Source organism: Cloacibacillus porcorum (assembly GCF_001701045.1).
GTDB classification, from domain to species: domain Bacteria; phylum Synergistota; class Synergistia; order Synergistales; family Synergistaceae; genus Cloacibacillus; species Cloacibacillus porcorum.
The window spans coordinates 1,117,163-1,143,251 of record NZ_CP016757.1 but is presented as its reverse complement, the minus strand read 5'-3'; the positions used below and the strand labels follow the sequence as shown (position 1 = coordinate 1,143,251).

Here is a 26,089-nt window from a genome sequence, read left to right as displayed (position 1 = left end):
CCTCTTTTGGATTACAGTTTTAGCAAACCGCCGCTCTTACCGCCGCGGCGCTTGAGGATGCCCTCATAATGGCGCATGAGAAGCTGTCCCTCGATCTGATGGACCGTATCAAGCGCTACGCCGACGACGATGATTACCGCGGTACCGCCAAAATAGAAGGTATTGATGTGCATTACACCCGTCATTATTGTCGGGATGATCGCGATCACCGCAAGGGCGATCGAACCGCCGAGCGTGATACGTCCCATTACCTTCTCTATGTAGTCGGTGGTAGGTTTACCGGGGCGAATGCCGAGGATGAACCCGCCGTTCTTCTTCATATTCGTCGAGATGTCTTCCGGCTTGAAGACTACCGCCGTATAGAAATATGAGAAGAATACGATAAGGAGCACATAGAGCACCATATAAAATGGGCTGCTCGGGCTCATCGCCTGCTGTATCATCCTCGCGATGCTGTGCTGGAAAAGTCCCGCTATCGTGTAGGGGAAGAGCAGCACTGACGAGGCGAAGATTATCGGGATGACGCCCGCCGTATTGACGCGGAGCGGTATGAAGCTCGACTGTCCGCCGTACATCTTGTTTCCGACCATACGCTTGGCGTACTGGACCGGCAGGCGGCGCTGTCCCTCCTGGAGCATGACGCACCCCGCCACAACCGCCACCATTATCGCGACGGCGATCAGCATAACGAGCACGTTCATCTCACCAAGACGTACCAACGACGCCGTACGGATGATAGCTTCAGGGATCCTTACCACTATACCCGCAAAGATAAGCAGGGAGATACCGTTGCCGATTCCGTGGTCCGACATTATTTCACCAAGCCACATAACGGCGACGGCGCCGGTTGTGAGTGTAAGCGACACAAGGATAATATCAAGCATGCCGCCCGAGTATATCCCGAGTCCCTTCAGCCAGCCGGTCATACCTACTGCCTGTATAAACGCGAAGATGATCGTTCCGTAACGTGTCCACTGAACGATCTTTTTGCGTCCATCTTCTCCCTCTTTCTGCATCTTCTCAATGCTCGGCACGACAACCGCGAGCAGCTGCATGACGATGCTTGAGTTGATGTAGGGGGTCACACCCAGCGCGAAGATGGAAAAACGGCTGAGTGCTCCTCCCGCAAAGAGGTCCAGGAAACCAAGCAGTGACCCCTGATCAAAAAGTTTTCCGAGGGCAGCTGCATCCACTCCGGGAGTGGGTACGTGCGCACCCAAACGGTAGACGAAGAGCGCTGCAAGCGTAAAAAGTATGCGGCGCTTCAGATCGGGCAGCCGAAAGGTATCCCGGAAGGAATCCAGCATTTATATCACCTCTGCCTTGCCGCCGGCGGCCTCTATCTTCTTGGCAGCCGATGAACTGTAGGCGTTTGCCTTTACGTTAAGGCTCTTTGAGAGCTCGCCAACGCCGAGAACTTTGACAGGCTTGCCGGCGTCTGAAATCAGGCGAAGTTCGGAAAGTTCCTTCGCGGTGACTTCCGCGCCCGCTTCAAAGCGCTCTTCAAGGTCGGCGATGTTGACGATCTCATATTTTACCGCGAAACGGAAGTTGCTGAAGCCGCGCTTAGGAACACGGCGCGCGAGCGGCATCTGTCCGCCTTCGAAGTTGGCTCCGATATCAGGGCTCTTGCGGGCCTTCTGGCCTTTGTGGCCCTTTCCCGCCGTCTTTCCCTGTCCGCTGCCCAGACCCTGTCCAAGGCGCTTTTTCTTTTTGCGCGATCCCGGCACAGGTGAGAGTTCATGAAGTTTCATGGCAGTTCCTCCCCCTTATTCCTCAACAGACCATTCCAGCAGGTGGCCGATCTTGTTGACCATGCCGCGGATCTGCGGGCTGTCGTTGTGATATACAGTCTCATTGAGCCTGTGAAGGCCAAGAGCCTTTATTATTCTCTCCTGACTCGGAGGACGGCCTATTGTGCTTTTCTTCCATGTGATACGAAGCTTAGCCATAGCTATAATACCTCCTAGGCTTCCTTGCGCTCTTTGCCACGGAGACGGTAGATCTCTTCCGGCGTACGGAGGCGCTTGACCGCATCCATCGTCGCATAGGCGATATTGATGGGGTTCGAAGTTCTTCCGGTTACCTTCGCGATAACGTCTTTGATTCCGCCGAGCTCCATGATCGGACGCACCGACGAACCGGCGAGAACGCCAGTTCCAGGCGCGGCCGGACGCATGAGAACTTCCGCGGCGCCGAACTTGCCGATGATGGGATGCGGAAGCGTGTGGCCGGTCTTCTTAAGGTCGATCATATTTTTCTTCGCATGTTCGATACCTTTTTTCATGGCCACGGAAATTTCTTTGGCTTTGCCCATTCCGAGACCGACCTGGCTCACGCCGTCGCCTACCACCACAAGTACGCTGAAGCGGAAACGCTTACCGCCTTTGACGACTTTGCTGACGCGGTTGATGGAAACTATGCGCTCTGAAAGTTCAAGGCCTCTGCTGCTATAAGTTTTTGTATTCTGTGTCTCTTTCGCCACTTTATTGCGCCTCCTCTTAGAACTTCAGACCGGCTTCGCGGGCTGCTTCGGCAAGGGCCTTTACTCTGCCGTGATAGACATGGCCGCCTCTGTCAAAGACAACTTCTGTGATTCCGTTCGCAAGAGCGCGCTCGGCAATGAGCTTGCCGACTGCCTTAGCAGCATCCTGGTTCCCTGTGCCCTTTACGTCGTCAAATTTGTCCTGTATGGTCGATGCCGATACAAGCGTATGTCCCTTTTCGTCGTCGATGACCTGAGCAGAGATGTGCTTCAGGCTGCCGAAGACTGCAAGACGGGGGCGCTCACCGGTGCCGGAGAGATGTCTCCTGAGGCGACGGTGGCGAAGCTCCCGCATTTCGTTACGACTGCGATTACTGATCAACGTCCTTCACCTCGCCTTACTTCTTGGCGCCGGCCTTACCGGCCTTGCGGATTACATATTCGCCGGCATATCTGATTCCCTTGCCCTTGTAGGGTTCGGGCGGACGATATCCGCGAATGTTCGATGCGACCTGACCGACAAGCTGCTTGTCGATGCCGCGAACGATTATCTTGATGGGGCTCTCGCAGGCGAACTCAATTCCCGCAGGGGGAACGACTTCTACAGGATGCGAGAAGCCGAGGCTCAGTACAAGGTTCTTGCCCTGCATCTGAGCGCGGTAGCCGACGCCGACGATTTCAAGGACTTTCTGAAAACCGTTGCTGACGCCGTCCACCATGTTGCTGATAAGGGCTCTCGTCATGCCGTGCGCGGCGCGTACCGGCTTGTCGTCGTTCGCGCGCGTCACATGAAGCTGCCCATCTTCGACCGCTACAGCGATGTTGTTCATTACATCCATCTCAAGGCTGCCTTTGGCTCCCTTGACAAAAACATGCTGTCCGTCGATCTTGACCTCTACGCCTTTCGGAAGAGCTATCGCTTTGCGTCCTATTCTAGACATCTTCGAGCGCCTCCGTTACCAGACGTAGCAGACTACTTCGCCGCCGAGTCCGAGTTTACGGGCAGAGGCGTCGGTCATGAGTCCGGCTGACGTTGAGATTAGAGCAATACCCAAACCGCCCATTACCTTGGGAAGTTCGTCTTTGCCGACGTAGATACGGCGGCCGGGTTTGCTGATTCTGCGAAGTCCCTGGATTACTCTTTCCTTCTGGGGTCCATAGTTCATGGTAAGCCGAAGGATGGGCATCGGCTGCTTCGCGTCGGTGATCGTCTTATAGTTACGGATATAACCTTCCTCTTTGAGGATGCGGGCCATTTCAAGCCGCATCTTGGAAAGAGGCATATCTACCATTTCATGGTAAACCACATTCGCATTTCTGATGCGTGTGAGCATATCCGCGACAGGATCGGTAATATGCATTAAAGGATCCTCCCTTCTACGCCCACGTGCCTACCAGCTCGACTTGACAACGCCAGGGATTTTTCCCTCGCGTGCAAGCTTGCGGAAACAGCAGCGGCACATATCGAATTTGCGCATGTATCCGTGGGGGCGTCCACAGATCGGGCAACGATTGTATTTTCTCACTTTGAACTTCGGCTCTTCTTTGGCCTTGTTCACCATACTTTTACGGGCCATTTGCTTCTCCTTCCTAACGGGCGAAGGGCATGCCCAGCTCTTTTAAGAGCGCCTGGGCTTCCTCATCGGTCTTCGCGGTCGTCACGAACGTGATGTTCATGCCGCGCTGACGGATGACCTTATCGTAATCGATCTCAGGGAAGAGAAGCTGTTCTTTGAGGCCGAGGTTGAAGTTACCTCTGCCGTCGAAGCCCCTCTTTGAGATTCCCTGGAAGTCCTTGATACGGGGAAGCGCGATGCTGAAAAGGCGATCGACGAACTCCCACATTCTGTCACTTCTCAGAGTAACCGCACACGCAACGGGCATTCCTTCGCGAACCTTGAATCCGGCTATGGATTTCTTGGCGCGCTTCATCATCGGCTTCTGACCGGAGATGATGGTCAGTTCGTTGATCGAGGCGTCCATGTATTTCTGGTCCAGCTTTGCCTCGTTGACGCCGATGTTGATGACGACTTTGACGAGACGCGGGATCTCCATAACGTTCTTATACTGGAACTGCTCGTTCAGACGGGGAAGGACTTCCTCGGAATATTTTGTTAAAAGACGCGGAGTCATTCTGTTGTCCCTCCTCACTATGCCTTATCGATGATTTCGCCGCACTGCTTGCAGATACGGACCTTCTTGCCATCGTCAAGGAAGGCGCGTCCGACGCGCGTCGCCTTGCCGCATTTCGGGCAGACAAGCATTACCTTTGACGCAGAAAGAGCGGCCTCTTTCTTGACAAGCCCGCCGCGGGGATCCTTTTGTGTCGGACGGACGCTCTTGGTAACGAAATTGACGTTTTCCACTACGACCGTATCCTTATCGATATTCCTCTTAAGGATCTTTCCCTCTTTGCCGGCGTCTTTTCCGGAGATGACGCGAACGCGGTCTCCCTTTTTGATTCTCATTTTAGACATGGCAGGTTACCCCCTACACTACTTCGGGCGCCAGAGAGACTATACGCATGTATTTCTTTTCTCTCAGTTCCCTTGCTACAGGACCAAATATACGTGTTCCTTTGGGGTCGCCATTGTTGTCAATGACAACGGCCGCGTTGTCGTCGAAGCGAACGTAAGAACCGTCCTTGCGGCGGATCTCCTTTTTCGTCCTGACGATGACGGCCTTTACGACGTCACCCTTTTTGATGTTAGCGTTGGGGGCCGCCTCGCGGACCGCGCCAACGATGACATCCCCGACAGTTCCAACTTTGCGGAAGCTGCCGCCCTTAACCTGGACGCAGAGGATTTTCTTTGCGCCGGAATTGTCGGCTACGTTAAGTACTGTACGCAGCTGAATCATAACTATTCGGCCTCCTCTTCAGCGACGCCGAGGATAGGAGCTCTCTCAACTATCTCGAGAACTTCCCAGCGCTTCCTCGCGCTCAGGGGACGGGTCTCGCCTATCTTGACTGTGTCGCCCATGCGGCAGTCGTTGGTCTCATCATGAGCCATGAATTTCTTTGAACGGAGAACAGGCTTGCCGTAGAGAGAGTGCTTTGCCATACGGTCTACGCGCACGACGATGGTCTTTTCCATCTTGTCGCTAACCACTGTTCCGGTACGGACTTTACGATGTGCTGTACGCTCTTCCATCGTCGGTTACCTCCTTGCTCCTGAGTGATCTATACCCATCTCTTTTTCCGTAATAACGGTAAGAATACGGGCGATAGTCTTCTTTACATCTTTGATGCGTCCCGAATTGCTCAACTGTCCGATCGCGTTCTGAAAACGGAGGTTGAACAGCTCTTCCTTATACTGCTTGTGCTTATCTTTAAGCTCAGATACGCTGAGATCTCGAAGTTCCTTGGGATCCATACTATTCACCTGCTCCCTCTCGGGTTAACATTTTTACCTTGATGGGCAGTTTGAACGATGCGGTGCGGAAGGCCTGTTCGGCAACTTCACGCGGCACTCCTGCAATTTCAAACATAACGCGTCCGCGCTTTACTGCTGCGGTCCAGTATTCCACGTTTCCCTTACCTTTACCCATACGAGTTTCAAGAGGCTTCTCAGTGACGGGGCGATCCGGGAATATCCTGATCCAGATTTTTCCGCCCTTCTTCATCTTGCGGCTGATGGCAACACGAACCGCCTCTATCTGGCGCGCCGTGATCCAGCCGTTCTCGCAGGCCTGAAGTCCAAACTCGCCAAAGTCCACCTCTGTAGCGCCTTTGCTGTAGCCGCGAAGGGCCGTCAGATGGGGCTTGCGGTATTTTACTCTTTTCGGAGAAAGCATTGGATCTTACCTCCTCTCCTTTGTTACGGGCTCGGCCTCAAATATGGGCTTGCGCTCCATAACTTCGCCCTTGTATATCCACACCTTGATGCCGATTACACCATAGATCGTGTGAGCTTCGGCGAAGCCGTAATCGATATCGGCTCTCAGTGTCGAAAGGGGAAGCTGGCCCTCAAGATACCATTCCGTGCGCGCTATTTCGGCTCCGCCGAGACGGCCGGCGCACTGGATCTTGATTCCCTTGGCTCCCGACTTCATCGCGCGGAATATCGACTGCTTCATTGCGCGGCGGAAGCTGATTCTGCGCTCAAGTGAAGAGGCGACGCCCTCGGCGACTACCTGAGCCTCTACGTCGGGATTCTTCATCTCCTGAATGTTTATCATGACCCGGTTGCCGGTCATAGCCTGAAGTTCCTCACGAACCGCCTGTATCTCTGCTCCCTGCTTGCCAATTACGACACCAGGCCGGGCGGTCCAAACTGTAAAACGCATAACGTTGCCTATACGCTCAATCTCCACGCGGCTCACGCCAGCCTGGGCCCAGCGTTTCTTGATCCAGTTTCTGAGCTCGAGGTCTTTGTGAAGATACTTCGCATACTTCTTACCGTCAGCGTACCAGCGGGATTCCCAATCGTAGATAACGCCAAGTCTATAACCTACCGGGTGAACTTTCTGACCCACCGTTCAACCCCTCCTTACTTCTCACACACGACCATGGTGATATGGCACGTGTGATGTCTGAAAGCATGAGCGCGGCCCATGGAAACGGGGCGGAAACGCTTCATGTACGCTCCCTGGTCAGCCGTGGCGGTCTTGACGATGAGTTTGTCCATATCGAGACCGTGGTTGTGCTCAGCATTCGCAACGGCGCTCTTGAGCACCTTCTCAGCGTATCTGGCCGGCTTATTGGGAGTATATTTAAGAATCATGAGCGCCTCTGAAGCATTCTTGCCTCTGACAAGCGCCAGGACTCTGCGGACTTTGTTTGCAGAAATACGGATCTGCTTTGCCGATGCTTTTACTTCCATACCTCGCGTCCTCCTACCTCTTTACCTTCGTGGAGCGTTCCTGGCCGGCGTGGCCGCCGAACTTACGGGTAGGCGCAAACTCACCGAGCTTATGTCCTATCATATTGTCGCTGATGTAAACCGGTACATGAATACGGCCATTATGCACGGCAATCGTGTGTCCGACCATTTCAGGCGTGATCGAGCAGGCGCGAGCCCAGCTCTTGATGACCACTTTTTTGCCTGATTCGTTCATGTCCTCTACCCTGCGGAGAAGCTTAACGTCTACGTAGGGTCCTTTTTTTAGTGAACGAGCCATCTTAATTCCCTCCTACAAACTCGGGTTACTTCTTGCGGCGGCGGACGATGAACTTATCCGACGGCTTACGCTTACGGGTACGGTAACCCTTTGCCGGAGTACCCCACGGTGAGACAGGATGCTTATGCGACTTGCTCTTGCCTTCGCCTCCGCCCATCGGATGGTCGACAGGGTTCTGGATCATACCGCGGATATGCGGACGAATGCCAAGCCAGCGTGTTCTTCCCGCTTTACCTGAGACTACGTTCTCGTGCTCTTCATTGCCAACCTGGCCGACGGTCGCCATGCACTCAATCAGTACAAGACGAAGTTCGCCTGACGGCATACGCACAAAGGCGTATTTGCCCTCTTTAGCCATAAGCTGCGCCGACGTTCCCGCCGAACGTACCAATACTCCGCCGCGTCCCGGCTCAAGCTCGATGTTGTGAACGACCGTACCAACCGGGATGTCCTTAAGCTTAAGGGCGTTTCCGGGGCGAATGTCCGATCCCTCTCCGGCGAAGATCGTGTCACCGACATTGAGGCCTACGGGGGCGAGGATGTATCTCTTCTCGCCGTCCTTGTAGGAGATGAGAGCGATACGCGCCGAACGGTTGGGATCGTATTCGATCGCCGTTACCTTACCGGGGACTCCGAACTTATCGCGCTTGAAGTCCACGATGCGGTACTTGATTCTGCCGCGTCCGCCGCGGTGGCGCATTGTCACGCGGCCGTTGTTATTGCGTCCCGCTGACTGCGAGAGTGATACTACCAGACTGCGTTCCGGCTTCGCCTTAGTGATTTCCGAAAAATCGGGCGTCGCCATCTGACGGCGGCTGGGCGTAGTGGGACGATATTTCTTGATTCCCATTAGATGTTTCCCCTTTCTGCCTAGGCGCTTGCGCCCTCAAAGAAAGCGATCTTCTCACCCTTTGCGAGGGTGACGATGGCCTTCTTCCAGGAGCGTGAACGACCCAAAAAGGCACCCATCCGCTTCGGTTTGGAACGGACCTGGATCGTGTTTACCTTGACAACCTTGACCTTGAAGACCTCTTCGATGGCTTTGCGGATCTCTATCTTATTCGCCTTCGGGAGTACCTCAAAGGTATACTGTCCCAGTTCCATCTGACGGCTTGTCTTCTCCGTTATGATGGGCCGAACTATTATATCATATGCTATCGCGTTCATTAACCGAATACCTCCTCGAGCTTTTTAACCGCTTCAGGAGTTGCGATCAGCTGGTCATGGTTCAGAAGGTCGTAAACATTCACGCTGTCCACATGCTGTACATAAGCGCCGGGGATGTTCGCCGCCGACTTCACAACAGCCATGTTCGTCTCGTGGAGTACGAGAAGGGGCTTTTTGCCGCTCTTTACCGCCGCGAGGAATTCGATCATGCTCTTCGTCTTCGGAGCTTCGAGGCCGAAGCTGTCGATCACAAGCATATTCTCAGCCTGGACCTTAAGCGTGAGCGCGCTACGAATGGCGATACGGCGAACCTTCTTGTTTACCTTCTGGTGATAGTCGCGCGGGTGCGGACCATGAGCAACTCCGCCGCCTACCCACAGCGGTGAGCGTGAGCTGCCGGCGCGCGCGCGGCCAGTGTGCTTCTGTCTCCAGGGCTTCTTACCGCCGCCGCGGACCTCTCCGCGGTCTTTGGTGTTGTGTGTACCAACACGGCAGTTAGCCAGATGCGCGACCACAACCTGATGCATGGCCGGCACATGGACCGGGGCTCCGAAGACGGCATCGGAAAGCGTTATGTCTCCGATAACCTCGCCTTTGAAATTAACTTCTTTTACTACAGGCATCGTCTTCTGCCTCCCTACTACGCTGTTTTGCGGATCATTACAAGGCCGTCGCGCGCTCCGGGAACAGGACCCTCGATGAGGATCAGGTTGTTCTCTTCGTCAATTCCGAAGACCTTAAGGTTCTTCGTTGTGACTCGCTCGCTGCCCATGTGACCCGCCATTTTCCGGCCCTTCATTACGCGGCCGGGAAAGCTGCTGCATCCGATTGAACCGGGGTGACGGTGTGTGACCGAGTGACCATGGCTCGCCGGCGTACCGCCGAAGCCGTGGCGCTTCATTACGCCCGCGGTTCCCTTACCTTTGCTGACACCTATCACGTCAACAACTTCGCCATTCTGGAACAGAGAAACGGTGATCTCCTGTCCCACCTGGTAGTCCGCCGTGCTGTCCACGCGGAACTCCCTCAGCCAGCGCCTGGGCGCAACATCCTGCTTCTCGAAGTAACCCTTCATCGGCTTGTTGACCTTTGAGGGCTTGACATCTCCGAGGCCGAGCTGCACTGCGCTGTAACTGTTCTTTTCAGGTGTCCGGATTTCAACGATCGTGCAGGGACCTGCTTCAATAACTGTTACAGGTACCGCTTTGCCGTTTTCGTCGAAGACCTGGGTCATCCCTACCTTGCGGCCCAGAATCCCCATACTCATTGACGTTTCACTCCTTTTTCAGATTAGAACTAATTAAAGTTTAATCTGTATATCAACACCAGAGGGCAGATTCAGCTCCATAAGAGCCTCCATCGTCTTCTGCGTTGGGTCGATTATATCGATCAGACGCTTGTGCGTCCTGATCTCGTACTGATCACGCGCATCCTTATCGACGTGCGGTGAGGTAAGCACGCAATAGCGGTTAACCTCTGTCGGAAGGGGCACGGGACCCGAAACTCTGGCGCCTGTGCGCTGCGCCGTGTCGGCTATCTGCGTAGCCGAGGCGTCGAGGACGCGGTGGTCGAATGCCTTAAGTTTTATACGAATTTTCTTTGCCAAAATATTCCCCTCCTGGGGTTACGCTATAATCTCAGTGACGACGCCGGCGCCGACTGTACGGCCGCCTTCGCGTACTGCGAAGCGAAGTCCTTCCTGCATCGCTATCGGCGCGATGAGTTTGACTTCAAATGTGCTGTTGTCTCCAGGCATTACCATTTCCACTCCCTCGGCAAGTTTGATCTCGCCGGTGATGTCCGTGGTACGGAAGTAGAACTGAGGCTTGTAGCCGCTGAAGAACGGCGTGTGGCGGCCGCCCTCTTCCTTCTTAAGGACGTAAACTTCTCCCTTGAAGTGTGTATGCGGCTTGATGCTGCCCGGCTTCGCAAGAACCTGTCCGCGCTCAACGTCGTCTTTGCCTACGCCGCGAAGGAGGATTCCTACGTTGTCTCCAGCTTCCGCGTCGTCGAGGATCTTGCGGAACATTTCAAGGCTCGTCGCTACGGTCTTGTGGGTGTCTTTGATCCCTACGATTTCAACTTCGTCGCCGGGGTGCACGATTCCCTTTTCTACACGGCCCGTTACGACTGTGCCGCGGCCCGTGATCGTGAAGACGTCTTCGATCGGCATGAGGAACGGCTTGTCTACTTCGCGCTCAGGGGCCGGGATGTAGTCGTCGCACGCCTGCATCAGGTCCATGATCGCCTGGGTCCACTCGTTGTCCTCGTCGCTCTCAAGAGCCTTGAGGCCGCTTCCGCGGATGATGGGAATGTCGTCTCCGGGGAATTCGTATTTGTTGAGGAGGTCGCGGATTTCCATCTCAACGAGGTCGAGAAGTTCGGGGTCGTCTACCATGTCGCACTTGTTCATGAATACGACAAGGGCGGGAACGTTGACCTGGCGGGCGAGGAGAACGTGCTCGCGGGTCTGGGGCATCGGGCCGTCGGCGGCTGAGACTACGAGGATCGCGCCGTCCATCTGCGCGGCTCCCGTGATCATGTTCTTAATGTAGTCGGCGTGGCCCGGACAGTCGATATGGGCATAGTGGCGCGTCGCCGTCTCGTATTCGACGTGCGCGATGTTGATGGTGATTCCGCGCTCTCTCTCTTCAGGCGCCTTGTCGATCATGTCGAAGGGCGTGAAGTCGGCTCCGCCGTGGCGGGCCAGCGTCTTCGTGATCGCCGCCGTCGTGGTCGTCTTGCCGTGGTCGATGTGGCCGATCGTACCTATGTTGAGATGCGGTTTGCTGCGTACGTATTTCTCTTTTGCCATTTTAACCTAACCTCCTTGAGGTAATTCCTTAATTAATTCTTAAGCAGCTCTTCGGCCACATTGCGGGGAACTTCCTCGTAGTGGTCAAAGCTCATTGTGTATGAGGCGCGGCCTGACGTTTTGCTTCTAAGGTCCGTCGCGTATCCGAACATTTCCGCGAGCGGCACGAAGGCCTTGACTATGCGCGCGTTGGCACGCACTCCCATCTCGGCTACGCGTCCGCGGCGTGATGAAAGATCTCCGATGACATCTCCCATGTATTCCTCGGGAACGACGACTTCCACGTTCATGACGGGTTCCATGAGCACCGGATCAGCCTTCTTAAGAGCCTCTTTGATCGCCATAGAACCGGCGATACGGAAGGCCATTTCAGAGCTGTCGACCTCGTGGTAGCTGCCGTCGACGATGGCGACCTTTATGCCGATGACAGGATATCCGCCAAGTACGCCGTTGTTGAGCGCCTCTTCGACACCCTTCTGGGCCGCGGGGATGTATTCCTTCGGAACGACGCCTCCGACAATCTTGTCGACCCACTCGAAGCCCTTGCCGTCTTCCAACGGCTCGACTTCAAGCACGACGTCGCCGTACTGTCCCTTACCGCCGGACTGCCTGACAAACTTGCCCTGCGCCCTCGCCGGCTTGCGAATTGCTTCGCGGTAGGCGACCTGCGGACGTCCGACCTTGACCTCGACGTTGAACTCCCTGCGCAGACGGTCGACGATTATCTCCAAATGGAGCTCGCCCATACCGCTGATAAGGGTCTGGCCGGTGTCTTCGTTTACGGAGACACGGAAGGTCGGGTCTTCCTCGGAGAGCGCCTCAAGTCCTTTGGCGAGTTTGATCTGGTCCGCCTTGCTCATCGGTTCGACAGAGAGCGAGATGACCGGCTCGGGGAAGATGAGGTTTTCAAGGAGCACAGGATGTTTTTCGTCGCAGAGCGTATCGCCCGTCCGTACCTGCTTGAGGCCCGGGATAGCGACGATGAGCCCAGCCTGGGCGCTGTCCATCTCCTCACGCTTGTTGGCGTGCATACGAAGGATTCGTCCCACGCGCTCGCGGCGACGGGTATTTGTATTGTATATCGACGTTCCGCTCTCAATGGAGCCGGAATAGACGCGGCAGAATGCGAGCCTGCCGACAAAGGGGTCGACCATTATTTTAAAGGCGAGAGCCGCGAACGGTTCGTCGGCCGACGCTTTGACCTCTATTTCCTTCGACGTATCGTCGGGATCAACCGCTACGACATGCGGCATGTCCAGCGGGCTGGGCAGATAGGCCACAACCGCGTCGAGCAGTGGCTGCACGCCCTTGTTCTTAAATGCCGAACCGCACATTACCGGTACGATGTCGAGGCTGATAGTGGCCTTACGGATGACTCTCTTCACCATTTCAAGGGGAATTTCGCCGCCCTCAAGATAGAGCTCCATCATCTCGTCATCATAATCGGCGAGCATTTCAAGCATTTCCATTCTCGCGAGGGCCGCCTCTTCCTCAAGCTGAGGAGGGATATCCGCGCTGTGGAATTCCGTTCCCAGGCTGTCATCATAAATGACCGCCTTTTCGTGAACGAGATCCACCATGCCGGTAAAGCCGTCTTCGACACCGATAGGAATCTGAATGGGAACCGCTTTTGCCCCCAGACGCTTACGCATCTGATCGACGACCGCGAAGAAATCTGCGCCTACCCTGTCCATTTTGTTGACGAATGCTATCCTCGGTACACCGTATTTGTCGGCCTGACGCCAAACTGTCTCTGACTGCGGCTCAACGCCGCCGACAGCACAGAATACGGAGACAGCACCGTCAAGGACACGCATGGAACGCTCAACCTCAACGGTAAAGTCCACGTGTCCGGGTGTATCAATTATATTGATAAGGCAATCGCCCCAGAAACAGGTAGTAGCCGCCGATGTGATAGTAATACCACGCTCGCGCTCCTGCTCCATCCAGTCCATTGTGGCGGCACCCTCATGGGTTTCCCCAAGCTTGTGCTTACGGCCTGTATAGAATAGGATACGTTCCGTCGTCGTCGTCTTACCTGCATCTATATGCGCAGCTATTCCTATATTGCGCACTGTACTTAAGTCGATGCCCTGCATCGTCAACACCACCAGACTAAATCAAAATTTGTAATATTTTCCACTACCAACGGTAATGGGCAAATGCACGGTTGGCTTCCGCCATACGGTGCGTATCCTCACGCTTCTTAACCGAACCGCCCTCGCCCTTGCAGGCATCCCCAAGTTCGCGCGCGAGGCGCTCTACCATCGGGATTCCCTTGCGTGAGCGTGAGAAGTTGATTATCCAGCGAATCGCCAGCGCCTGCGCTCTGTCAGGTTTCACTTCAACAGGAACCTGATAGGTTGCGCCGCCGACGCGGCGGGGACGAACTTCGACCAGAGGACGAACGTTCGTCATAGCCTTCTCAAACACCTCAGCAGGCTCGATATTGAGTCTGCTTCCGGCCAGATCCAGTGCTCCGTAGAAAATTCTCTCCGCTGTGCTCTTCTTGCCGTCGAGCATCAGGCAGTTGATGAATTTCGTGATCGCGGGGCTCGCGTAGACTGAATCGGGCGGTGTAATACGTTTTTTTACATGACCTTTACGCGGCATAAAAACTACCTCCCATTAAAAGTTATTTCGGTCTGCGAGCGCCGTAGAGCGAACGGCTCTGGCGGCGGTTTTCAACACCACCGCAGTCAAGCGTACCTCTGACTATGTGGTAACGTACACCAGGCAGGTCCTTTACACGGCCTCCGCGAACAAGCACGACTGAGTGTTCCTGAAGGTTATGTCCGACTCCCGGTATATAAGCTGTAACTTCGATTCCGTTGGTAAGGCGCACACGGGCGACCTTACGAAGAGCAGAGTTAGGCTTCTTAGGAGTTACAGTATAAACGCGGGTGCATACACCGCGGCGCTGCGGGTTCTCCTGAAGAGCAGGCGCGCTTGAGCGACGTCTCTTTTCTTCTCTGCCGTTACGAATAAGCTGGCTGATTGTTGGCAAATAGCTCCCTCCTTCCCTTAGTAATGGTTATTTCTACTTTTTAAGAATCGCCGCGACCGCCGTCTTTCGCGTCAGGGCGCAAGCTCTTCCTAGTTGTTGTGAATCCTCCGCCGTCTCGACGGGGATATTCCGCTCTTTCGAGGCGGCCCTTACCTTCGACGCCAGCTTCTCATCGGCGTCATCCGCGAGAAAAACTTTCAGCGCCTCGCCTCTGTCTATTTTACGCAGCACACTGTTCAATCCCGCGCATCTCGACGAGGAGGCCAATTCATTTAAGGGCACACGAACACCTCCTGTGCATAGTCGCACCGACATATAATAACAGCGGAGTGCGCACGTGTCAATAAACACTGCGCCCTCCGCCGTTAATTTTCCTGAAATATTTTCCAAAGAAAAATATTTCAGGAGTAACTTCTATTTTTAACTAACAAATCTCCGCGTTTATTCCGATACTTGTCTCTATCGTCAACGCGGCGCCTAGTCTTTAAAGGAAGCCTCCATGAACTCAAGCTCTGAGGGGGTATCCTGCTCTTCCTTTATCTCAACCTTGCGATGGCGCTCGATGCCGGTTCCCGCAGGGATGAGGAGCCCGATGATAACGTTCTCCTTGAGGCCGACGAGGCTGTCGACATCTCCCCTCACCGCAGCCGCGGCAAGTACCTGCGCCGTCTGCTGGAAGGAGGCCGCGGAGAGGAAGCTGTCCGTCGCAAGGGCCGCCTTGGTGACGCCGTGTACCACCGGACGCCACTGCGGCTCTTCACGAAGCCGGCGGACGAACGATACTCTCTGGAGCAGCTTCTTGTATTCGGAGGCGGCGGCCTTAGAACGCAGCGTTATGCTGCCTGCCGCCGACGCCGCGATCTTATCGAGCACGGAGCTCGTGATCTCCTGCGCCGCCTCGACAACTACGCTGCCGTCCTCGTCAGTGACGGGTTCAAGCAGTATCTTGCCGAGCGCCCTCTCGGTGAGCAGAAGCTTGACGATGCGTTCTTTGGTAATGATCATATCGTCGCATTCCACTCCGGAGATCGCGCCCTCTACAAGGCCGCGGACAACGGAGCCGTCGATCACATGCGGGATGTCCTCTATAACTTCACCGTCGGCGTTGATCGCCTGGGTGATCGCCTTGCCAAAGAAGTGCTCGATGAGCACGTGGTGCATCGCGTCCGTAAGGTTGATGATCTCGGGGGCCTTCCAGAGCTTTATCTGGCGGATGTTGTGGCTCTTAAGAAGGGCGATGGCCTCGTCGTCAAGCAGCGAATCCACCTTAATGATGACCTTGCCTCCATCTTCGACATCCGAAGCGAACCACGACTTCTCTTTATTTCCCTCGAGAAGGTTCATATCCCTGATGAGGATCGGTTTCGGCGGGCAGCCGACGATCGCCGCAAGCTCGGCGGAGGTAAGCCTGGTGCCGGCCGCGACAAGCGTCTCCTCAGTTTCTGGCGAGACAAAGTCCTCGATTATCTCAAGGCCCTCCATCGAGCGTCTGAAGTTCGCGTCGCCGATGATGACACGCACGGGCCCCGCTTCGTCCTCTATGATTATCTCCGTAGCCGGGCTGCCGGGCTGCAGGAGCTCCGAGAGCCCCTCCCGCGTGAAGACAGCCTCTCTGGCCTCGCCTTCGACGGCGGTCTCTCCGGGAACATCGACGAACTTATAGTCCTTAAGGAAGTTGTAGGACTCGTTAAGCGAGTTGTCGTTCTCTTCCTTAATGTCGTCTATCGCCTTTTCGAGATCTTCTTTCCAGACAAGCTCTCCCGATACGAAGGCACTGTCTCCCTCCTTCACTACACGCACGCGGTTGACGGGCGCGACCTTGCGAAGAATGGTCTCGATGTGCTTGTCGTTGATGGAGACGCCCTGAGAACGATAGACCTCCTGGATGCCGTCAAGCAGATAGTGCTGCACCGCCTCAAGCCCTTCGACCTCAAGCAGCTGCTGCGGGTCTATGTATCCCTCCGTGAGCAGCATGCCCTTGGTGATCTGGCATCCCTCCTCTACTCCTGAGAGCAGGTTCTGCGAGGCTGGTATGTTGTATGAGATACGCTCTTCAGTGCCGTCCTCGGCCTGTTTGGCGATGATAAGCTTGCGTTTGCCGTCCATTTCGCGGATCTCTACGAGCGTGCCGGTATCTTCGGCGAGGATGGCGACCTTCTTCGGACGGCGGACCTCAAAGAGCTGCTCGATTCTCGGCAGACCCTGCGTGATGTCCTCTCCCGTGAACTGACGAACGCCTCCCGTATGGAAGGTACGCATCGTAAGCTGGGTTCCCGGTTCGCCTATGGACTGCGCCGCAACGACGCCGACGGATTCTCCGATGGCGACCTTCTTACGCGTCGCCAGATCGCGGCCATAGCAGGCGCGGCAGATACCGTGGCGAAGTCCGCAGGTAAGCGGGCTGCGTACCCAGACAGACGTTATGCCGAGCGATTCTATATACTTCGCCTTTTCGACGCTGATCTCTTCGTTTCTCTCCAGCAGCAGCTCTCCGGTCTCGGGGTGTTTGACGTCCGCGACGCTGATACGGCCCGCGAGGCGCTCCGACATGGAGATAGTGGCCTTGCCGTCCTGCTGAAGCAGCGGACGGATCTCAACGCCGCTGTGCGTGCCGCAGTCCTCGTCCATGACGATCAGGTCCTGGGCGACGTCGACGAGACGGCGCGTCAGATAACCGGACTTGGCGGTACGAAGAGCGGTGTCAGCGAGACCCTTTCGCGCTCCGTGCGTAGAGATGAAGTATTCCAGCGTATTGAGTCCCTCTTTGAAGTTCGCGACGATCGGGTAGCGGATGATGCGTCCGGACGGGTCGGCCATCAGTCCGCGAATACCGGCCATCTGCGCGACCTGTCCGCGAGAGCCTCGAGCTCCCGAATCGACCATGATACGCAGCGGGTTCGTCGTCTGCATACTGTCCATGATCTTGTCGGCGATACGGCGTCCGGCGTCGGACCAGAGAATATCTTTCTGACGCATGTATTCGTCCTCGGTGAGGATACCCATTTCGTACTGGCTTGTAAGGTCCTCTTCCTGAACGAGCGTTACGTCAAGTATCTCTTTCTTCTCTTTCGGAACGATGACGTCGCCGACTCCGAGGCTGATGCCGCTGACCGTCGACCAGCGGTAGCCGAGCGTCTTTATCGCGTCAAGCATTTCGACCATGCCGGTCTGCCCGACCTTGTCGTATGCCTCGTCGAGAAGCTTGCCCATTTCCTTCTTATTTATGGTCTCGTTTTTATAGCGGAAACCGGGGTGCAGCGCGCAGTTGAAGAGCACGCGGCCCGGCGAGGTCTCTATCCACTTTCCATCGATCGTCTCGCACTCCCACGCGGGGTCTTTCATGAGGCGAATCCTGGAATTGACGTGAACTATGCCGTGATCGAGTGCGGAAAGGACGTCTTCCGTATCGCGGAAATACATATCCTCGCCCTTGAGCCCCTCTCTGAGGGTCGTCAGGTAGTAGACGCCAAGGATTATGTCCTGAGTCGGAGTAACTACCGGCTTGCCGCTCGCGGGCGAGAGCAGGTTGTTCGAGGAAAGCATAAGCACCCGGGCCTCGGTCTGCGCCTCCAGCGAAAGCGGCACATGGACGGCCATCTGGTCGCCGTCGAAGTCGGCGTTGAAGGCCGTGCAGACGAGCGGATGGAGGCGGATCGCCTTACCCTCGATCAGCACCGGCTCAAAGGCCTGTATGCCGAGACGGTGCAGCGTCGGAGCGCGGTTCAGCATTACGGGATGATCCTTGATGATTCCCTCAAGGATACCCCACACCTCGTCGCGGCCGCGCTCTATAAAGCGGCGGGCGCTCTTGACGTTCGGCGCGAGGCCGCTCTCGACAAGCTTGTGCATGACAAAGGGCTTGAAGAGCTCAAGCGCCATCTGCTTCGGAAGTCCGCACTGGTATATTTTGAGGTGCGGCCCAATGACGATGACGGAACGGCCCGAATAGTCGACGCGCTTTCCGAGAAGGTTCTGACGGAAGCGTCCCTTCTTTCCGCGCAAAAGGTCCGTAAGGCTCTTGAGCGGGCGGTTGCCGGCGCCAAGGACAGCCTTGCCGCGGCGTCCGTTGTCGATAAGAGCGTCGACGGATTCCTGCAGCATCCTCTTTTCGTTGCGCACGATGATCTCCGGCGCTTTAAGCTCCTGGAGTTTGCGCAGGCGGTTATTGCGGTTTATGACCCTGCGGTAGAGGTCGTTAAGGTCAGACGTCGCGAAACGCCCGCCGTCGAGCTGGACCATCGGACGAAGATCCGGCGGGATAACGGGAAGGACGGAGAGGACCATCCACTCGGGACGGGAGTCGCTCTTCCTGAAATCCTCCGCGACCTGCAGGCGTTTGATGAGCTTGCGCTTTTTCTGGCCCGAGCACTCGGCGATCTCCTCACGAAGCTGGTCGACAAGTGTATCTATGTTTATCTGGCAGAGCAGCGTATAGACGCCCTCCGCGCCGATTCCGGCCTGGAAGCCCTTATCGTAGGCGGCACAGATGACCTCTTCGCGCTCCAACACGATGTCACCGCGCACGAAGGGCGATTCTCCGCCCTCAATGACGATGTAGCAGGGATCTTCTATGGTCTCTGTCTCCTCGGCGGTCTGGAAACGCTTGGGATATTTCTGTGAATAGAGGCGGAACTCGCTCTCCGAGATGACGTCGTTCTTCGCGAAGGGCAGACGAACGACGGCGGTGACGATGTAGGCCTCCTGGTTATTGAGCACGGCGCGTTCAGCCTTGAGCTCTGGTTCACGCGCAAGCATCACCTTTTTCTTGGTATCGGAGACCATTTCAACACTGTTTTCCGCGTCGTCGGCCTTATATACGCGGTAGGCCGGCTCGACCTTAAAAAGGTCGTCGCCGTAATCGCTGCGGAAACGGCTCACCTGAGCCGCCGTAACGATATCTCCCTCATCTACGGGAACCTCTTCCACCTTCGTAATGCGGTATGCCTCTTCGGCCTTAAACTTAGGATCGTAGAAACGATGGATACGCTCCTCCGAGGCCGACATCAGCGAGCCGCGGCGCGCGAGGTCGATACGGCGTCCCTCGTTGACCACCTTGTAAACCTTTTCACGGCGGCGCGTCGGGGCAAAGTAGACGACCTTTTCAAGCTCCTTCGTAGAGGCTCCGAGCAGAAGGCTGAGACGGCTCGGGATACCGCGCAGGTACCAGATATGGACGACCGGCGCGGCAAGCTCTATATGCCCCATCTTCTCGCGGCGCACGCGGTTGTCGGTGACTTCGACGCCGCAGCGCTCGCAGACGACCCCCCTGAATTTCGGGCCGCTGCGCTTATACTTTCCGCAGGCGCACTCGTAGCTCCTGATGGGGCCAAAGATGCGCTCGCAGAAAAGACCGTCCTTTTCCGGGCGGAGAGATCTGTAGTTTATCGTCTCCGGCTTTTTGACCTCTCCGCTGGAGAGCTCGCGGACTCTCTCGGGAGAGGAAAGTTTCATTCTTACTCCGGCGATCTCATGACTTACATTTGCCATTAATCTTCATCCCCCTGCTCACCGGTCTGTGGATCACTTTCAAATAAATCGTCGCTCAGGATGGCGGCGTCGCGTTCTTCGTCGGTCTCGTGCAGCTCAAGCCCGCTGTATTCCACCGCGCTCTCGTTAAAGAGGTCGTTGGAACCGGCGGCCTTCGCCGGCGCGTCAACATCCGGACTGAATACCGCGTCAAGGTCGTCCACCGTCGCGTCGGGCTTGAACGAGACGTGGCGCGGGCCTCTCTCGTCGTCGTCGTCATTCAGGACCAGCTCGCCGAAGCTGCCGTCCGCGTACATGATCTCCACATCAAGCGCCAGTCCCTGCAGCTCTTTGATAAGGACGCGGAATGACTCCGGCACGCCCGGCTTCGCGAGATTCTCGCCCTTCACTATACGTTCATAGGTCTTAAGGCGTCCGCGGATATCATCGGACTTCACCGTCAACATCTCCTGCAGCATATGCGCCGCGCCGTATCCTTCGAGGGCCCAGACTTCCATCTCTCCGAAACGCTGGCCTCCGAACTGCGTCTTTCCGCCGAGCGGCTGCTGCGTGATAAGGCTGTACGGCCCTATTGAACGCGCGTGGATCTTGTCGTCGACGAGGTGTATCAGCTTAAGCATGTACATGACTCCGACCATTACCTGGTTCGCCATCGGCTCTCCGGTGCGGCCGTCATATATCGTTATCTTGCAGTCGTCGCGCATCTCGGGATACTTGTTCTGCTGTATCCACTTGACGTCTGGGGCGATATCCTCAGCCGTCGCCGATTCGAAGACAGGCGTTACCACCTTATAGCCCCTCTGCATCGCGACAAAACCAAGCATCGTTTCTAGAACCTGTCCCAGGTTCATACGGCTGGGGACACCCAGCGGGTTCAGCACGACGTCGACCGGGGTACCGTCCGAGAGATAGGGCATATCCTCTTCCGCCATAATGCGGGAGACAACGCCCTTATTTCCGTGGCGTCCGGCCATCTTGTCACCCTCTGTTATCTTACGGAACTGGGCGACGTAGACCTTCACCACTTCGTTGACTCCGGGGCTGAGGTCCTCGCTGTTCTTTTCGCGGCTCAAACGTTTGATCTCGACGACCTTTCCGCCTTCGCCATGTGGCACGCGCAGAGAGGTGTCACGCACCTCGCGGGCCTTTTCGCCGAATATCGCGCGAAGCAGCTTCTCTTCGGGAGACTGGTCAGACTCGCCCTTCGGCGTGACCTTGCCGACGAGGATGTCACCGGCCTTGACCTCCGCACCGACGCGGACGATACCGTCCTCGTCAAGATTTTTAAGAGCGTCTTCGCCGACGTTCGGGATGTCGCGGGAGATCTCTTCGGGGCCAAGCTTCGTATCACGCGACTCGACCTCGTATTCCTCTATATGTATTGATGTGTAGAAATCTTCTTTTACCAGCTTCTGAGAGAGCAGAATAGCGTCTTCGAAGTTGTAGCCCTCCCAGGAGACGAAGGCAACCACCACATTGCGCCCCAGGGCCAATTCTCCCTGATCGCAGGCCTGTCCGTCGCCGATTATCTCATTGGCGTCCACATGCTGTCCCGTATATACAAGCGGGCGCTGGTGGATGACCGTTCCCTGGTTCGAACGGCGGAACTTCGGCATATGATACTCGTCCTGGCCGCCGTCGTCGGTCCTGATGACGATCAGGTCGGCGTCAACGTAGGTGACTGTACCAGCCCTGCGGGATACAACGCAGGAGCCGGAGTCCTTAGCGATACGATGCTCGATTCCCGTTCCGACGATCGGTGAATCCGGGAATACGAGTGGAACCGCCTGACGCTGCATGTTGGAACCCATCAGCGCGCGGTTCGCGTCGTCGTGCTCAAGGAAGGGAATAAGAGCCGTCGAAATGGAGACGATCTGCTTCGGCGAAATGTCGAGGTAGTCAAGCTCCTTCGGGTCTATCTCTATCGTGTTGTCGTGGTGACGCACGTAGATGCCGCCGGTCAGCGACGGGAGTACGTTGCCCTCGTCATCCATCGGCAGGTCGGCGCGTCCGACATAGTATTCGTCCTCGTCGTCGGCGGAGAGGTAGACGATCTCCTCCGTAACCTTGCCGTCCACGACCTTCCGGCGCGGGCAGACCAGGAAGCCGTATTCGTTGATACGGGCAAAGGTCGCCAGCGAGGTGACAAGCCCGATGTTCGGACCTTCCGGCGTCTCGATCGGGCATACACGTCCGTAGTGCGTATGGTGGACGTCGCGGGCCTCAAATCCCGCGCGTTCGCGCGAGAGGCCGCCGGGGCCGAGGGCGGAGAGACGGCGTCTGTGCGTCAGCTCCGCAAGCGGGTTCGTCTGGTCCATAAACTGGGAAAGCTGCCCAGAGCCGAAGAACTCACGCAGCGCCGCCGATATCGGACGCACGTTGATGAGATCCTTCGCCATCGCCGTGGCGAGGTCCGGCGTCGTCGTCATACGCTCGCGCGCGATGCGCTCCATACGCAGCAGTCCGATACGGACCTGATTCTGGAGCAGTTCGCCAACGGCGCGCACGCGGCGGTTGCCGAGATGGTCGATGTCGTCCATGTGCTCGCTGCCGTCGCGCAGGCGGATAAGTCCCTTGATTATCGCCACGATATCGGTGACCGTAAGCAGCCTCTCCGTATTCGGGATATCCAGCTGCAGACGGCGGTTTATCTTGTAACGTCCGACGCGTCCGAGGTTATATCTTCTGGGATCGAAGAATATGCTCGTGATATACTCGCGCGCGTTTTCCATACGGGCAGGCTCGTTGGGGCGCAGCTTGCGGAAAAGTTCCAGCATCGCCGCGTCGGGAGTGTCGGTATTGTCGCGCTCTATCGTCACGGCGAGGGCGGGATCGATGTCCCAGACCCACACCTTGGTGCGTCCATGGTTCCAGAGAACCTCCATATGCTCCTTCGTGAGACGGGTGTTCTTACGGATCTCCACCGTCCCCGAACCGTCGTTAGAGAGGATGTCCTCCGCGAGGAGCATTCCGCGCACATCGTCGTCAACGAGGTCCTTCTCCACCTCTTTGCCGTCAAAGAGAGAGATTATTTCATCCGTGCTCTGGATGCCGAAGGCTCTCAGCATCATGGTGACGGGAATTTTCTTACGGTTATCGATCTTAACGGAGAGCACGTCCCCAGGGGCGAGGTCATACTCGATCCACGCTCCGCGGTCGGGGATCAGCTTCGCCACAAAGGTCTCCTGCCCCGGAATACCGAGGTCAGCGCTGTAATAGACGCCGGCCGAACGGGCCAGCTGGTTTACAACGACACGCTCCGTGCCGTTGATGATGAAGGTTCCTCTCTCCGTCATCGCGGGAAAGTCGCCGAGATAAATTTCTTCTTCCTTGATTTCGCCGGTCTTTTTGTTTATCAGACGAATCGTCGCACGCAGCGGTCTCGACCATGTAAGGTCCCTGCTGCGAGCCTCATCCAGACTGATAGGAACAGGATCGACATAATATCTTACGAATTCCAGTGCAAAAGAGCCGTCATAACTCTCGATGGGGAAAATTTCATCGAAAAGCTCCTGCAACCCCTGTGACGCACGCATATCAGGCTCCCTGTCGGCCTGAAAGAACCACTGGTATGAGTTACGCTGTACCTCAACCAGATCTGGCAGTGCTATCAAATTTTTCTCTTTACCAAAAACTACACGCCGCTCAAATGCTTTACCCGAAGTCTGTTTAACCTGCATGGGAGCATCCTCCCCGTTCGAGAATATGATGAGAATGTACAATCGTACAAATGGAAATTATAACAAAAAAGCGACAGCTGTCAATAGACAGACGTCGCCTGTTTTAACTATTTTGTTATATTCAGTTGAAGCGCGGTTTCCCGACAGCCGATATTATGAATCACCTGCGGGTATTTTGTCAAGCGACAGAGCAACTTTTACCGTCTGCGCGCTTTTACAGCAACCGTTTTATCAAATATGTGTGCAAAAATAACAATACATGGACGAGAGACGAAAAAATTTTTCTCCGTCTCTCGTCCGTAATATTATGAAAAAATTAACTTCTCTTTTTAAGAATTATGGGAACCAGCGCCAAAAGCGCCAGCGCCGCGAAACCTGCGCTGCATCCGCTGGAAGATCCGCCGGTAGGGGCAGGTGTCGGAGGTGTCGGAGAACCGGTGACGGTAACGAAGCACTGAGCGAAGTTGTCGGCTGTGCTCGCGGTAACAACCGCATTGCCGGCCTTCAGCGCGGTAACGATACCGTTCGCATCTACGGTACACACGCTTGTGTCGCTGCTCTCCCAGGTGACGACGGTCCCTTGAGGCGTAACCAACGCCAATATCGTCATCTTACTGCCGGCATCTATTTCAAGAGACTGAGGAATCAGTGAAATCGAAGTGCCGGGCAGTGTAGCAAAGGCTTTGATACAGACATTTGCATTGGGAAGGCTGTCTAAAGTGGCGTCGGCGATATCCTCAAATTTCACCCCATCATACGAGAGCCAGCTTTCGCCCTCATGGGAAACGGCGTTTTCGGAATAATTATCCCGAGCATATTCACATGGGACCACAAATCCCGTCTTATCGGAAGAGGTGCATATAACGACGGAAAATTTTTCATGTTGTGTCAATTTTACGTGAGAATCAAGAACGACCGTATTGTATCCAGGCGCGGCGACAGCTGTTTTCTGCGTCAGCACCAGCTTGCCACTTATGGGAGAGCCGTCGCAGCCGGTGTAGACCTTTATCTCACATTCCTGTTCCGGAGCCGAGGTATAAAAGGCAACGGAGGTAAGAGTGTCGTTACCCTTCGCCGTAAAAAGATTAGCGTACCAGACTGGAGCAGTTTCCCCTGAGCCACTGCCAGACTCAACGCCGTATTTGCTATAGCCGATAAACTGTACCAGCCCGAGCGGGTCGTATTCATAAATTCTTTCATTCTGGGGAGCCTGTTCCGTCACATATACGACCCCGTCGCAAAGGGTTGGTTCCTCGTACGAGACGTAGAAGTACCCCCCTTCTCCCCACCAATCACCCCAGCTGTTGCGAACGATCCACGCGCCATTATCATTAGGCTTGCATGACTCCTTAAAGTTATCTTTCGAGTAACTATCGTCCCATCCCACAATAGTGACAGCGTGATTCGTATAAGAAGGGGATCCGTTGGTCATATAGCCATAGGTGACTTCATTATAATAATCTTTTTCGTTAAAATGGATACCTACAGAGACTGCACCGTATTCTTTTATCGCCCTTTTAATCATATCGCGCCTTTGATCGTTAAGATGCACCTCCTTAACACCCAAATTACCAAGATACCACGCGTTCGTAAGCTTATATGTCCTGTTCGTGCGCAAAGGCGCGTAAACATCCTTAGAGCTGGCTGGAACCGGAGCCTGGGATTCAAGCACCGAACCCGTTCCGCGCGAAAGCAGCGCCACGGCTTTCCAGTCATCTCCGCCGTAATCATAATATGGTTTTTCGCTATTATTTGTGAATGCGCCGACTGAAAGGGTTATATGCAAAATATGTCAGATACCATTCGGAAAGATCGATGTCGGTCGAAGAAACCAGTCCTCTGCCTATAAGGAAGGACTCAGTCGCCGCCATGGCGCTGTGTGCCCAGCAATTGCCAAAAGGATTCTGATCCTTTACAGCAGTCATTTTGCTCCTAAGGTCATAGCTGGCCGGCAAGGTGTCGGCGCGCCGCGAAGAGGAGGAAGAGCCTATATTATAGACAAGACCGCCAAGGTGGCTCCAATTCACAGGAGACGGCGCGTAGCCATAATTCAGCTTCCCCGCTCCGCTAGAGCTGCTCTTTCCCGACGTTGCCTGTCCACCGCACCATTCCACAAACTTTGGGTTAAGCGGGGCTGGCTTGAGCGCCGACGCGAAAGATTGGCCAGCGAGCGTGAATATAAAAATCAAGGTAAGTGCGAGATATGCAGATTTCCTAAAAATTTTACTCATAGTGTAATCCTCCCTGTTCCTAATAAAATGATACCCCTAATAGGCAATTCGACGCCTTTCACTTATACTTACGGTTACATAAAAAAGCACCTCCTT

31 protein-coding genes are annotated in these 26,089 nt (G+C 55.4%); all 31 read right to left on the bottom strand.

Annotated elements, in window-relative coordinates:
• Positions 1-11 precede the first annotated feature (11 nt).
• The 31 genes from secY to BED41_RS16840 all read right to left on the bottom strand — a co-directional run bounded on the left by secY (position 12) and on the right by BED41_RS16840 (position 25,993).
• Positions 12-1,307: a preprotein translocase subunit SecY gene (secY, locus tag BED41_RS05180; RefSeq protein WP_066743763.1), complete on the bottom strand. Its 1,296-nt coding sequence runs from the start codon at positions 1,305-1,307 to the stop codon at positions 12-14.
• Positions 1,308-1,754, bottom strand: a complete 447-nt coding sequence (rplO, locus tag BED41_RS05175; RefSeq protein ID WP_066743761.1) for a 50S ribosomal protein L15 — start codon at positions 1,752-1,754, stop codon at positions 1,308-1,310.
• Positions 1,755-1,769: 15 nt separating this feature from the next.
• Positions 1,770-1,952 (bottom strand): 50S ribosomal protein L30, encoded by a 183-nt coding sequence (rpmD, locus tag BED41_RS05170; RefSeq protein WP_008711014.1) that lies wholly within the window; start codon positions 1,950-1,952, stop codon positions 1,770-1,772.
• A 14-nt stretch (positions 1,953-1,966) separates the two neighbouring features.
• On the bottom strand, positions 1,967-2,485 hold the full coding sequence (rpsE, locus tag BED41_RS05165; RefSeq protein ID WP_066743759.1) for a 30S ribosomal protein S5: 519 nt from the start codon (positions 2,483-2,485) through the stop codon (positions 1,967-1,969).
• 16 nt (positions 2,486-2,501) lie between these two features.
• Positions 2,502-2,867: a 50S ribosomal protein L18 gene (rplR, locus tag BED41_RS05160; protein ID WP_084002265.1), complete on the bottom strand. Its 366-nt coding sequence runs from the start codon at positions 2,865-2,867 to the stop codon at positions 2,502-2,504.
• A gap of 16 nt (positions 2,868-2,883) precedes the next feature.
• Positions 2,884-3,426: a 50S ribosomal protein L6 gene (rplF, locus tag BED41_RS05155; RefSeq protein ID WP_066743756.1), complete on the bottom strand. Its 543-nt coding sequence runs from the start codon at positions 3,424-3,426 to the stop codon at positions 2,884-2,886.
• Positions 3,427-3,441: 15 nt separating this feature from the next.
• Entirely contained in the window at positions 3,442-3,846 is a 405-nt protein-coding gene (gene rpsH / locus BED41_RS05150) for a 30S ribosomal protein S8 (protein WP_066743754.1), read from the bottom strand.
• Positions 3,847-3,876: 30 nt separating this feature from the next.
• The gene (locus BED41_RS05145; RefSeq protein WP_066743752.1) at positions 3,877-4,062 is read right to left on the bottom strand and encodes a type Z 30S ribosomal protein S14; all 186 of its coding nucleotides are present in this window, start codon (positions 4,060-4,062) and stop codon (positions 3,877-3,879) included.
• A gap of 13 nt (positions 4,063-4,075) precedes the next feature.
• Complete coding sequence (gene rplE, locus BED41_RS05140; RefSeq protein ID WP_066743750.1) at positions 4,076-4,618, bottom strand: 50S ribosomal protein L5; 543 nt, start codon at positions 4,616-4,618, stop codon at positions 4,076-4,078.
• 17 nt (positions 4,619-4,635) lie between these two features.
• Positions 4,636-4,962, bottom strand: a complete 327-nt coding sequence (rplX, locus tag BED41_RS05135) for a 50S ribosomal protein L24 (protein ID WP_066743748.1) — start codon at positions 4,960-4,962, stop codon at positions 4,636-4,638.
• A 13-nt stretch (positions 4,963-4,975) separates the two neighbouring features.
• A complete protein-coding gene (rplN, locus tag BED41_RS05130) occupies positions 4,976-5,344 on the bottom strand; it encodes a 50S ribosomal protein L14 (protein ID WP_066743746.1) in 369 nt (122 codons plus the stop codon).
• 2 nt (positions 5,345-5,346) lie between these two features.
• Entirely contained in the window at positions 5,347-5,637 is a 291-nt protein-coding gene (gene rpsQ, locus BED41_RS05125) for a 30S ribosomal protein S17 (protein ID WP_066743744.1), read from the bottom strand.
• A gap of 6 nt (positions 5,638-5,643) precedes the next feature.
• Positions 5,644-5,859: a 50S ribosomal protein L29 gene (rpmC, locus tag BED41_RS05120; protein ID WP_008710995.1), complete on the bottom strand. Its 216-nt coding sequence runs from the start codon at positions 5,857-5,859 to the stop codon at positions 5,644-5,646.
• A 1-nt stretch (position 5,860) separates the two neighbouring features.
• Positions 5,861-6,280, bottom strand: coding sequence for a 50S ribosomal protein L16 (gene rplP, locus BED41_RS05115; protein WP_066743741.1), 420 nt, complete (start codon positions 6,278-6,280; stop codon positions 5,861-5,863).
• 6 nt (positions 6,281-6,286) lie between these two features.
• Positions 6,287-6,961 carry a 30S ribosomal protein S3 gene (gene rpsC / locus BED41_RS05110; protein ID WP_066743740.1) on the bottom strand — a complete coding sequence of 225 codons (675 nt, stop codon included), beginning with the start codon at positions 6,959-6,961 and terminating at the stop codon, positions 6,287-6,289.
• A 14-nt stretch (positions 6,962-6,975) separates the two neighbouring features.
• Positions 6,976-7,308: a 50S ribosomal protein L22 gene (gene rplV / locus BED41_RS05105; RefSeq protein ID WP_066743738.1), complete on the bottom strand. Its 333-nt coding sequence runs from the start codon at positions 7,306-7,308 to the stop codon at positions 6,976-6,978.
• A gap of 13 nt (positions 7,309-7,321) precedes the next feature.
• The gene (gene rpsS, locus BED41_RS05100) at positions 7,322-7,606 is read right to left on the bottom strand and encodes a 30S ribosomal protein S19 (protein ID WP_008710988.1); all 285 of its coding nucleotides are present in this window, start codon (positions 7,604-7,606) and stop codon (positions 7,322-7,324) included.
• Positions 7,607-7,631: 25 nt separating this feature from the next.
• Positions 7,632-8,456 (bottom strand): 50S ribosomal protein L2, encoded by an 825-nt coding sequence (gene rplB, locus BED41_RS05095; protein WP_066743736.1) that lies wholly within the window; start codon positions 8,454-8,456, stop codon positions 7,632-7,634.
• A 20-nt stretch (positions 8,457-8,476) separates the two neighbouring features.
• The gene (gene rplW, locus BED41_RS05090) at positions 8,477-8,773 is read right to left on the bottom strand and encodes a 50S ribosomal protein L23 (RefSeq protein WP_066743734.1); all 297 of its coding nucleotides are present in this window, start codon (positions 8,771-8,773) and stop codon (positions 8,477-8,479) included.
• The gene (gene rplD / locus BED41_RS05085) at positions 8,773-9,396 is read right to left on the bottom strand and encodes a 50S ribosomal protein L4 (RefSeq protein ID WP_066743732.1); all 624 of its coding nucleotides are present in this window, start codon (positions 9,394-9,396) and stop codon (positions 8,773-8,775) included. The genes rplW and rplD overlap by 1 nt, the downstream gene beginning before the upstream one ends.
• A 17-nt stretch (positions 9,397-9,413) precedes the next feature.
• Complete coding sequence (gene rplC, locus BED41_RS05080; protein WP_066743730.1) at positions 9,414-10,040, bottom strand: 50S ribosomal protein L3; 627 nt, start codon at positions 10,038-10,040, stop codon at positions 9,414-9,416.
• Positions 10,041-10,073: 33 nt separating this feature from the next.
• Positions 10,074-10,379: a 30S ribosomal protein S10 gene (rpsJ, locus tag BED41_RS05075; RefSeq protein WP_008710983.1), complete on the bottom strand. Its 306-nt coding sequence runs from the start codon at positions 10,377-10,379 to the stop codon at positions 10,074-10,076.
• A gap of 18 nt (positions 10,380-10,397) precedes the next feature.
• On the bottom strand, positions 10,398-11,588 hold the full coding sequence (tuf, locus tag BED41_RS05070; RefSeq protein WP_066743727.1) for an elongation factor Tu: 1,191 nt from the start codon (positions 11,586-11,588) through the stop codon (positions 10,398-10,400).
• 32 nt (positions 11,589-11,620) lie between these two features.
• Positions 11,621-13,687: an elongation factor G gene (gene fusA, locus BED41_RS05065; RefSeq protein WP_157102266.1), complete on the bottom strand. Its 2,067-nt coding sequence runs from the start codon at positions 13,685-13,687 to the stop codon at positions 11,621-11,623.
• 43 nt (positions 13,688-13,730) lie between these two features.
• Positions 13,731-14,201: a 30S ribosomal protein S7 gene (rpsG, locus tag BED41_RS05060; protein ID WP_066743723.1), complete on the bottom strand. Its 471-nt coding sequence runs from the start codon at positions 14,199-14,201 to the stop codon at positions 13,731-13,733.
• A 22-nt stretch (positions 14,202-14,223) separates the two neighbouring features.
• Positions 14,224-14,595 (bottom strand): 30S ribosomal protein S12, encoded by a 372-nt coding sequence (rpsL, locus tag BED41_RS05055; protein WP_008710980.1) that lies wholly within the window; start codon positions 14,593-14,595, stop codon positions 14,224-14,226.
• Between the two features lie 33 nt (positions 14,596-14,628).
• Positions 14,629-14,877, bottom strand: a complete 249-nt coding sequence (locus tag BED41_RS05050) for a L7Ae/L30e/S12e/Gadd45 family ribosomal protein (protein WP_066743721.1) — start codon at positions 14,875-14,877, stop codon at positions 14,629-14,631.
• A 195-nt stretch (positions 14,878-15,072) separates the two neighbouring features.
• A complete protein-coding gene (rpoC, locus tag BED41_RS05045) occupies positions 15,073-20,082 on the bottom strand; it encodes a DNA-directed RNA polymerase subunit beta' (protein WP_066743716.1) in 5,010 nt (1,669 codons plus the stop codon).
• Positions 20,082-23,762 carry a DNA-directed RNA polymerase subunit beta gene (rpoB, locus tag BED41_RS05040; protein WP_066743714.1) on the bottom strand — a complete coding sequence of 1,227 codons (3,681 nt, stop codon included), beginning with the start codon at positions 23,760-23,762 and terminating at the stop codon, positions 20,082-20,084. Before rpoB ends, rpoC begins: the two co-directional genes overlap by 1 nt.
• Before the next feature lie 316 nt (positions 23,763-24,078).
• Entirely contained in the window at positions 24,079-25,548 is a 1,470-nt protein-coding gene (locus BED41_RS16745; protein WP_084002263.1) for a lectin like domain-containing protein, read from the bottom strand.
• On the bottom strand, positions 25,511-25,993 hold the full coding sequence (locus tag BED41_RS16840) for a C1 family peptidase (RefSeq protein WP_066743710.1): 483 nt from the start codon (positions 25,991-25,993) through the stop codon (positions 25,511-25,513). The genes BED41_RS16745 and BED41_RS16840 overlap by 38 nt, the downstream gene beginning before the upstream one ends.
• Positions 25,994-26,089: the final 96 nt, after the last annotated feature.

What these genes read in the sequence shown, in the direction of transcription:
- secY (WP_066743763.1), bottom strand. Translation starts at nt 1,307, where the DNA reads ATGCTGGATTCCTTCCGGGATACCTTTCGGCTGCCCGATCTGAAGCGC.
- rplO (WP_066743761.1), bottom strand. Translation starts at nt 1,754, where the DNA reads ATGAAACTTCATGAACTCTCACCTGTGCCGGGATCGCGCAAAAAGAAA.
- rpmD (WP_008711014.1), bottom strand. Translation starts at nt 1,952, where the DNA reads ATGGCTAAGCTTCGTATCACATGGAAGAAAAGCACAATAGGCCGTCCT.
- rplF (WP_066743756.1), bottom strand. Translation starts at nt 3,426, where the DNA reads ATGTCTAGAATAGGACGCAAAGCGATAGCTCTTCCGAAAGGCGTAGAG.
- rpsH (WP_066743754.1), bottom strand. Translation starts at nt 3,846, where the DNA reads ATGCATATTACCGATCCTGTCGCGGATATGCTCACACGCATCAGAAAT.
- BED41_RS05145 (WP_066743752.1), bottom strand. Translation starts at nt 4,062, where the DNA reads ATGGCCCGTAAAAGTATGGTGAACAAGGCCAAAGAAGAGCCGAAGTTC.
- rplE (WP_066743750.1), bottom strand. Translation starts at nt 4,618, where the DNA reads ATGACTCCGCGTCTTTTAACAAAATATTCCGAGGAAGTCCTTCCCCGT.
- rplX (WP_066743748.1), bottom strand. Translation starts at nt 4,962, where the DNA reads ATGTCTAAAATGAGAATCAAAAAGGGAGACCGCGTTCGCGTCATCTCC.
- rplN (WP_066743746.1), bottom strand. Translation starts at nt 5,344, where the DNA reads ATGATTCAGCTGCGTACAGTACTTAACGTAGCCGACAATTCCGGCGCA.
- rpsQ (WP_066743744.1), bottom strand. Translation starts at nt 5,637, where the DNA reads ATGGAAGAGCGTACAGCACATCGTAAAGTCCGTACCGGAACAGTGGTT.
- rpmC (WP_008710995.1), bottom strand. Translation starts at nt 5,859, where the DNA reads ATGGATCCCAAGGAACTTCGAGATCTCAGCGTATCTGAGCTTAAAGAT.
- rplP (WP_066743741.1), bottom strand. Translation starts at nt 6,280, where the DNA reads ATGCTTTCTCCGAAAAGAGTAAAATACCGCAAGCCCCATCTGACGGCC.
- rplV (WP_066743738.1), bottom strand. Translation starts at nt 7,308, where the DNA reads ATGGAAGTAAAAGCATCGGCAAAGCAGATCCGTATTTCTGCAAACAAA.
- rpsS (WP_008710988.1), bottom strand. Translation starts at nt 7,606, where the DNA reads ATGGCTCGTTCACTAAAAAAAGGACCCTACGTAGACGTTAAGCTTCTC.
- rplB (WP_066743736.1), bottom strand. Translation starts at nt 8,456, where the DNA reads ATGGGAATCAAGAAATATCGTCCCACTACGCCCAGCCGCCGTCAGATG.
- rplW (WP_066743734.1), bottom strand. Translation starts at nt 8,773, where the DNA reads ATGAACGCGATAGCATATGATATAATAGTTCGGCCCATCATAACGGAG.
- rplD (WP_066743732.1), bottom strand. Translation starts at nt 9,396, where the DNA reads ATGCCTGTAGTAAAAGAAGTTAATTTCAAAGGCGAGGTTATCGGAGAC.
- rplC (WP_066743730.1), bottom strand. Translation starts at nt 10,040, where the DNA reads ATGAGTATGGGGATTCTGGGCCGCAAGGTAGGGATGACCCAGGTCTTC.
- tuf (WP_066743727.1), bottom strand. Translation starts at nt 11,588, where the DNA reads ATGGCAAAAGAGAAATACGTACGCAGCAAACCGCATCTCAACATAGGT.
- fusA (WP_157102266.1), bottom strand. Translation starts at nt 13,687, where the DNA reads ATGCAGGGCATCGACTTAAGTACAGTGCGCAATATAGGAATAGCTGCG.
- rpsG (WP_066743723.1), bottom strand. Translation starts at nt 14,201, where the DNA reads ATGCCGCGTAAAGGTCATGTAAAAAAACGTATTACACCGCCCGATTCA.
- rpoC (WP_066743716.1), bottom strand. Translation starts at nt 20,082, where the DNA reads ATGGCAAATGTAAGTCATGAGATCGCCGGAGTAAGAATGAAACTTTCC.
- rpoB (WP_066743714.1), bottom strand. Translation starts at nt 23,762, where the DNA reads ATGCAGGTTAAACAGACTTCGGGTAAAGCATTTGAGCGGCGTGTAGTT.
- BED41_RS16840 (WP_066743710.1), bottom strand. Translation starts at nt 25,993, where the DNA reads ATGAGTAAAATTTTTAGGAAATCTGCATATCTCGCACTTACCTTGATT.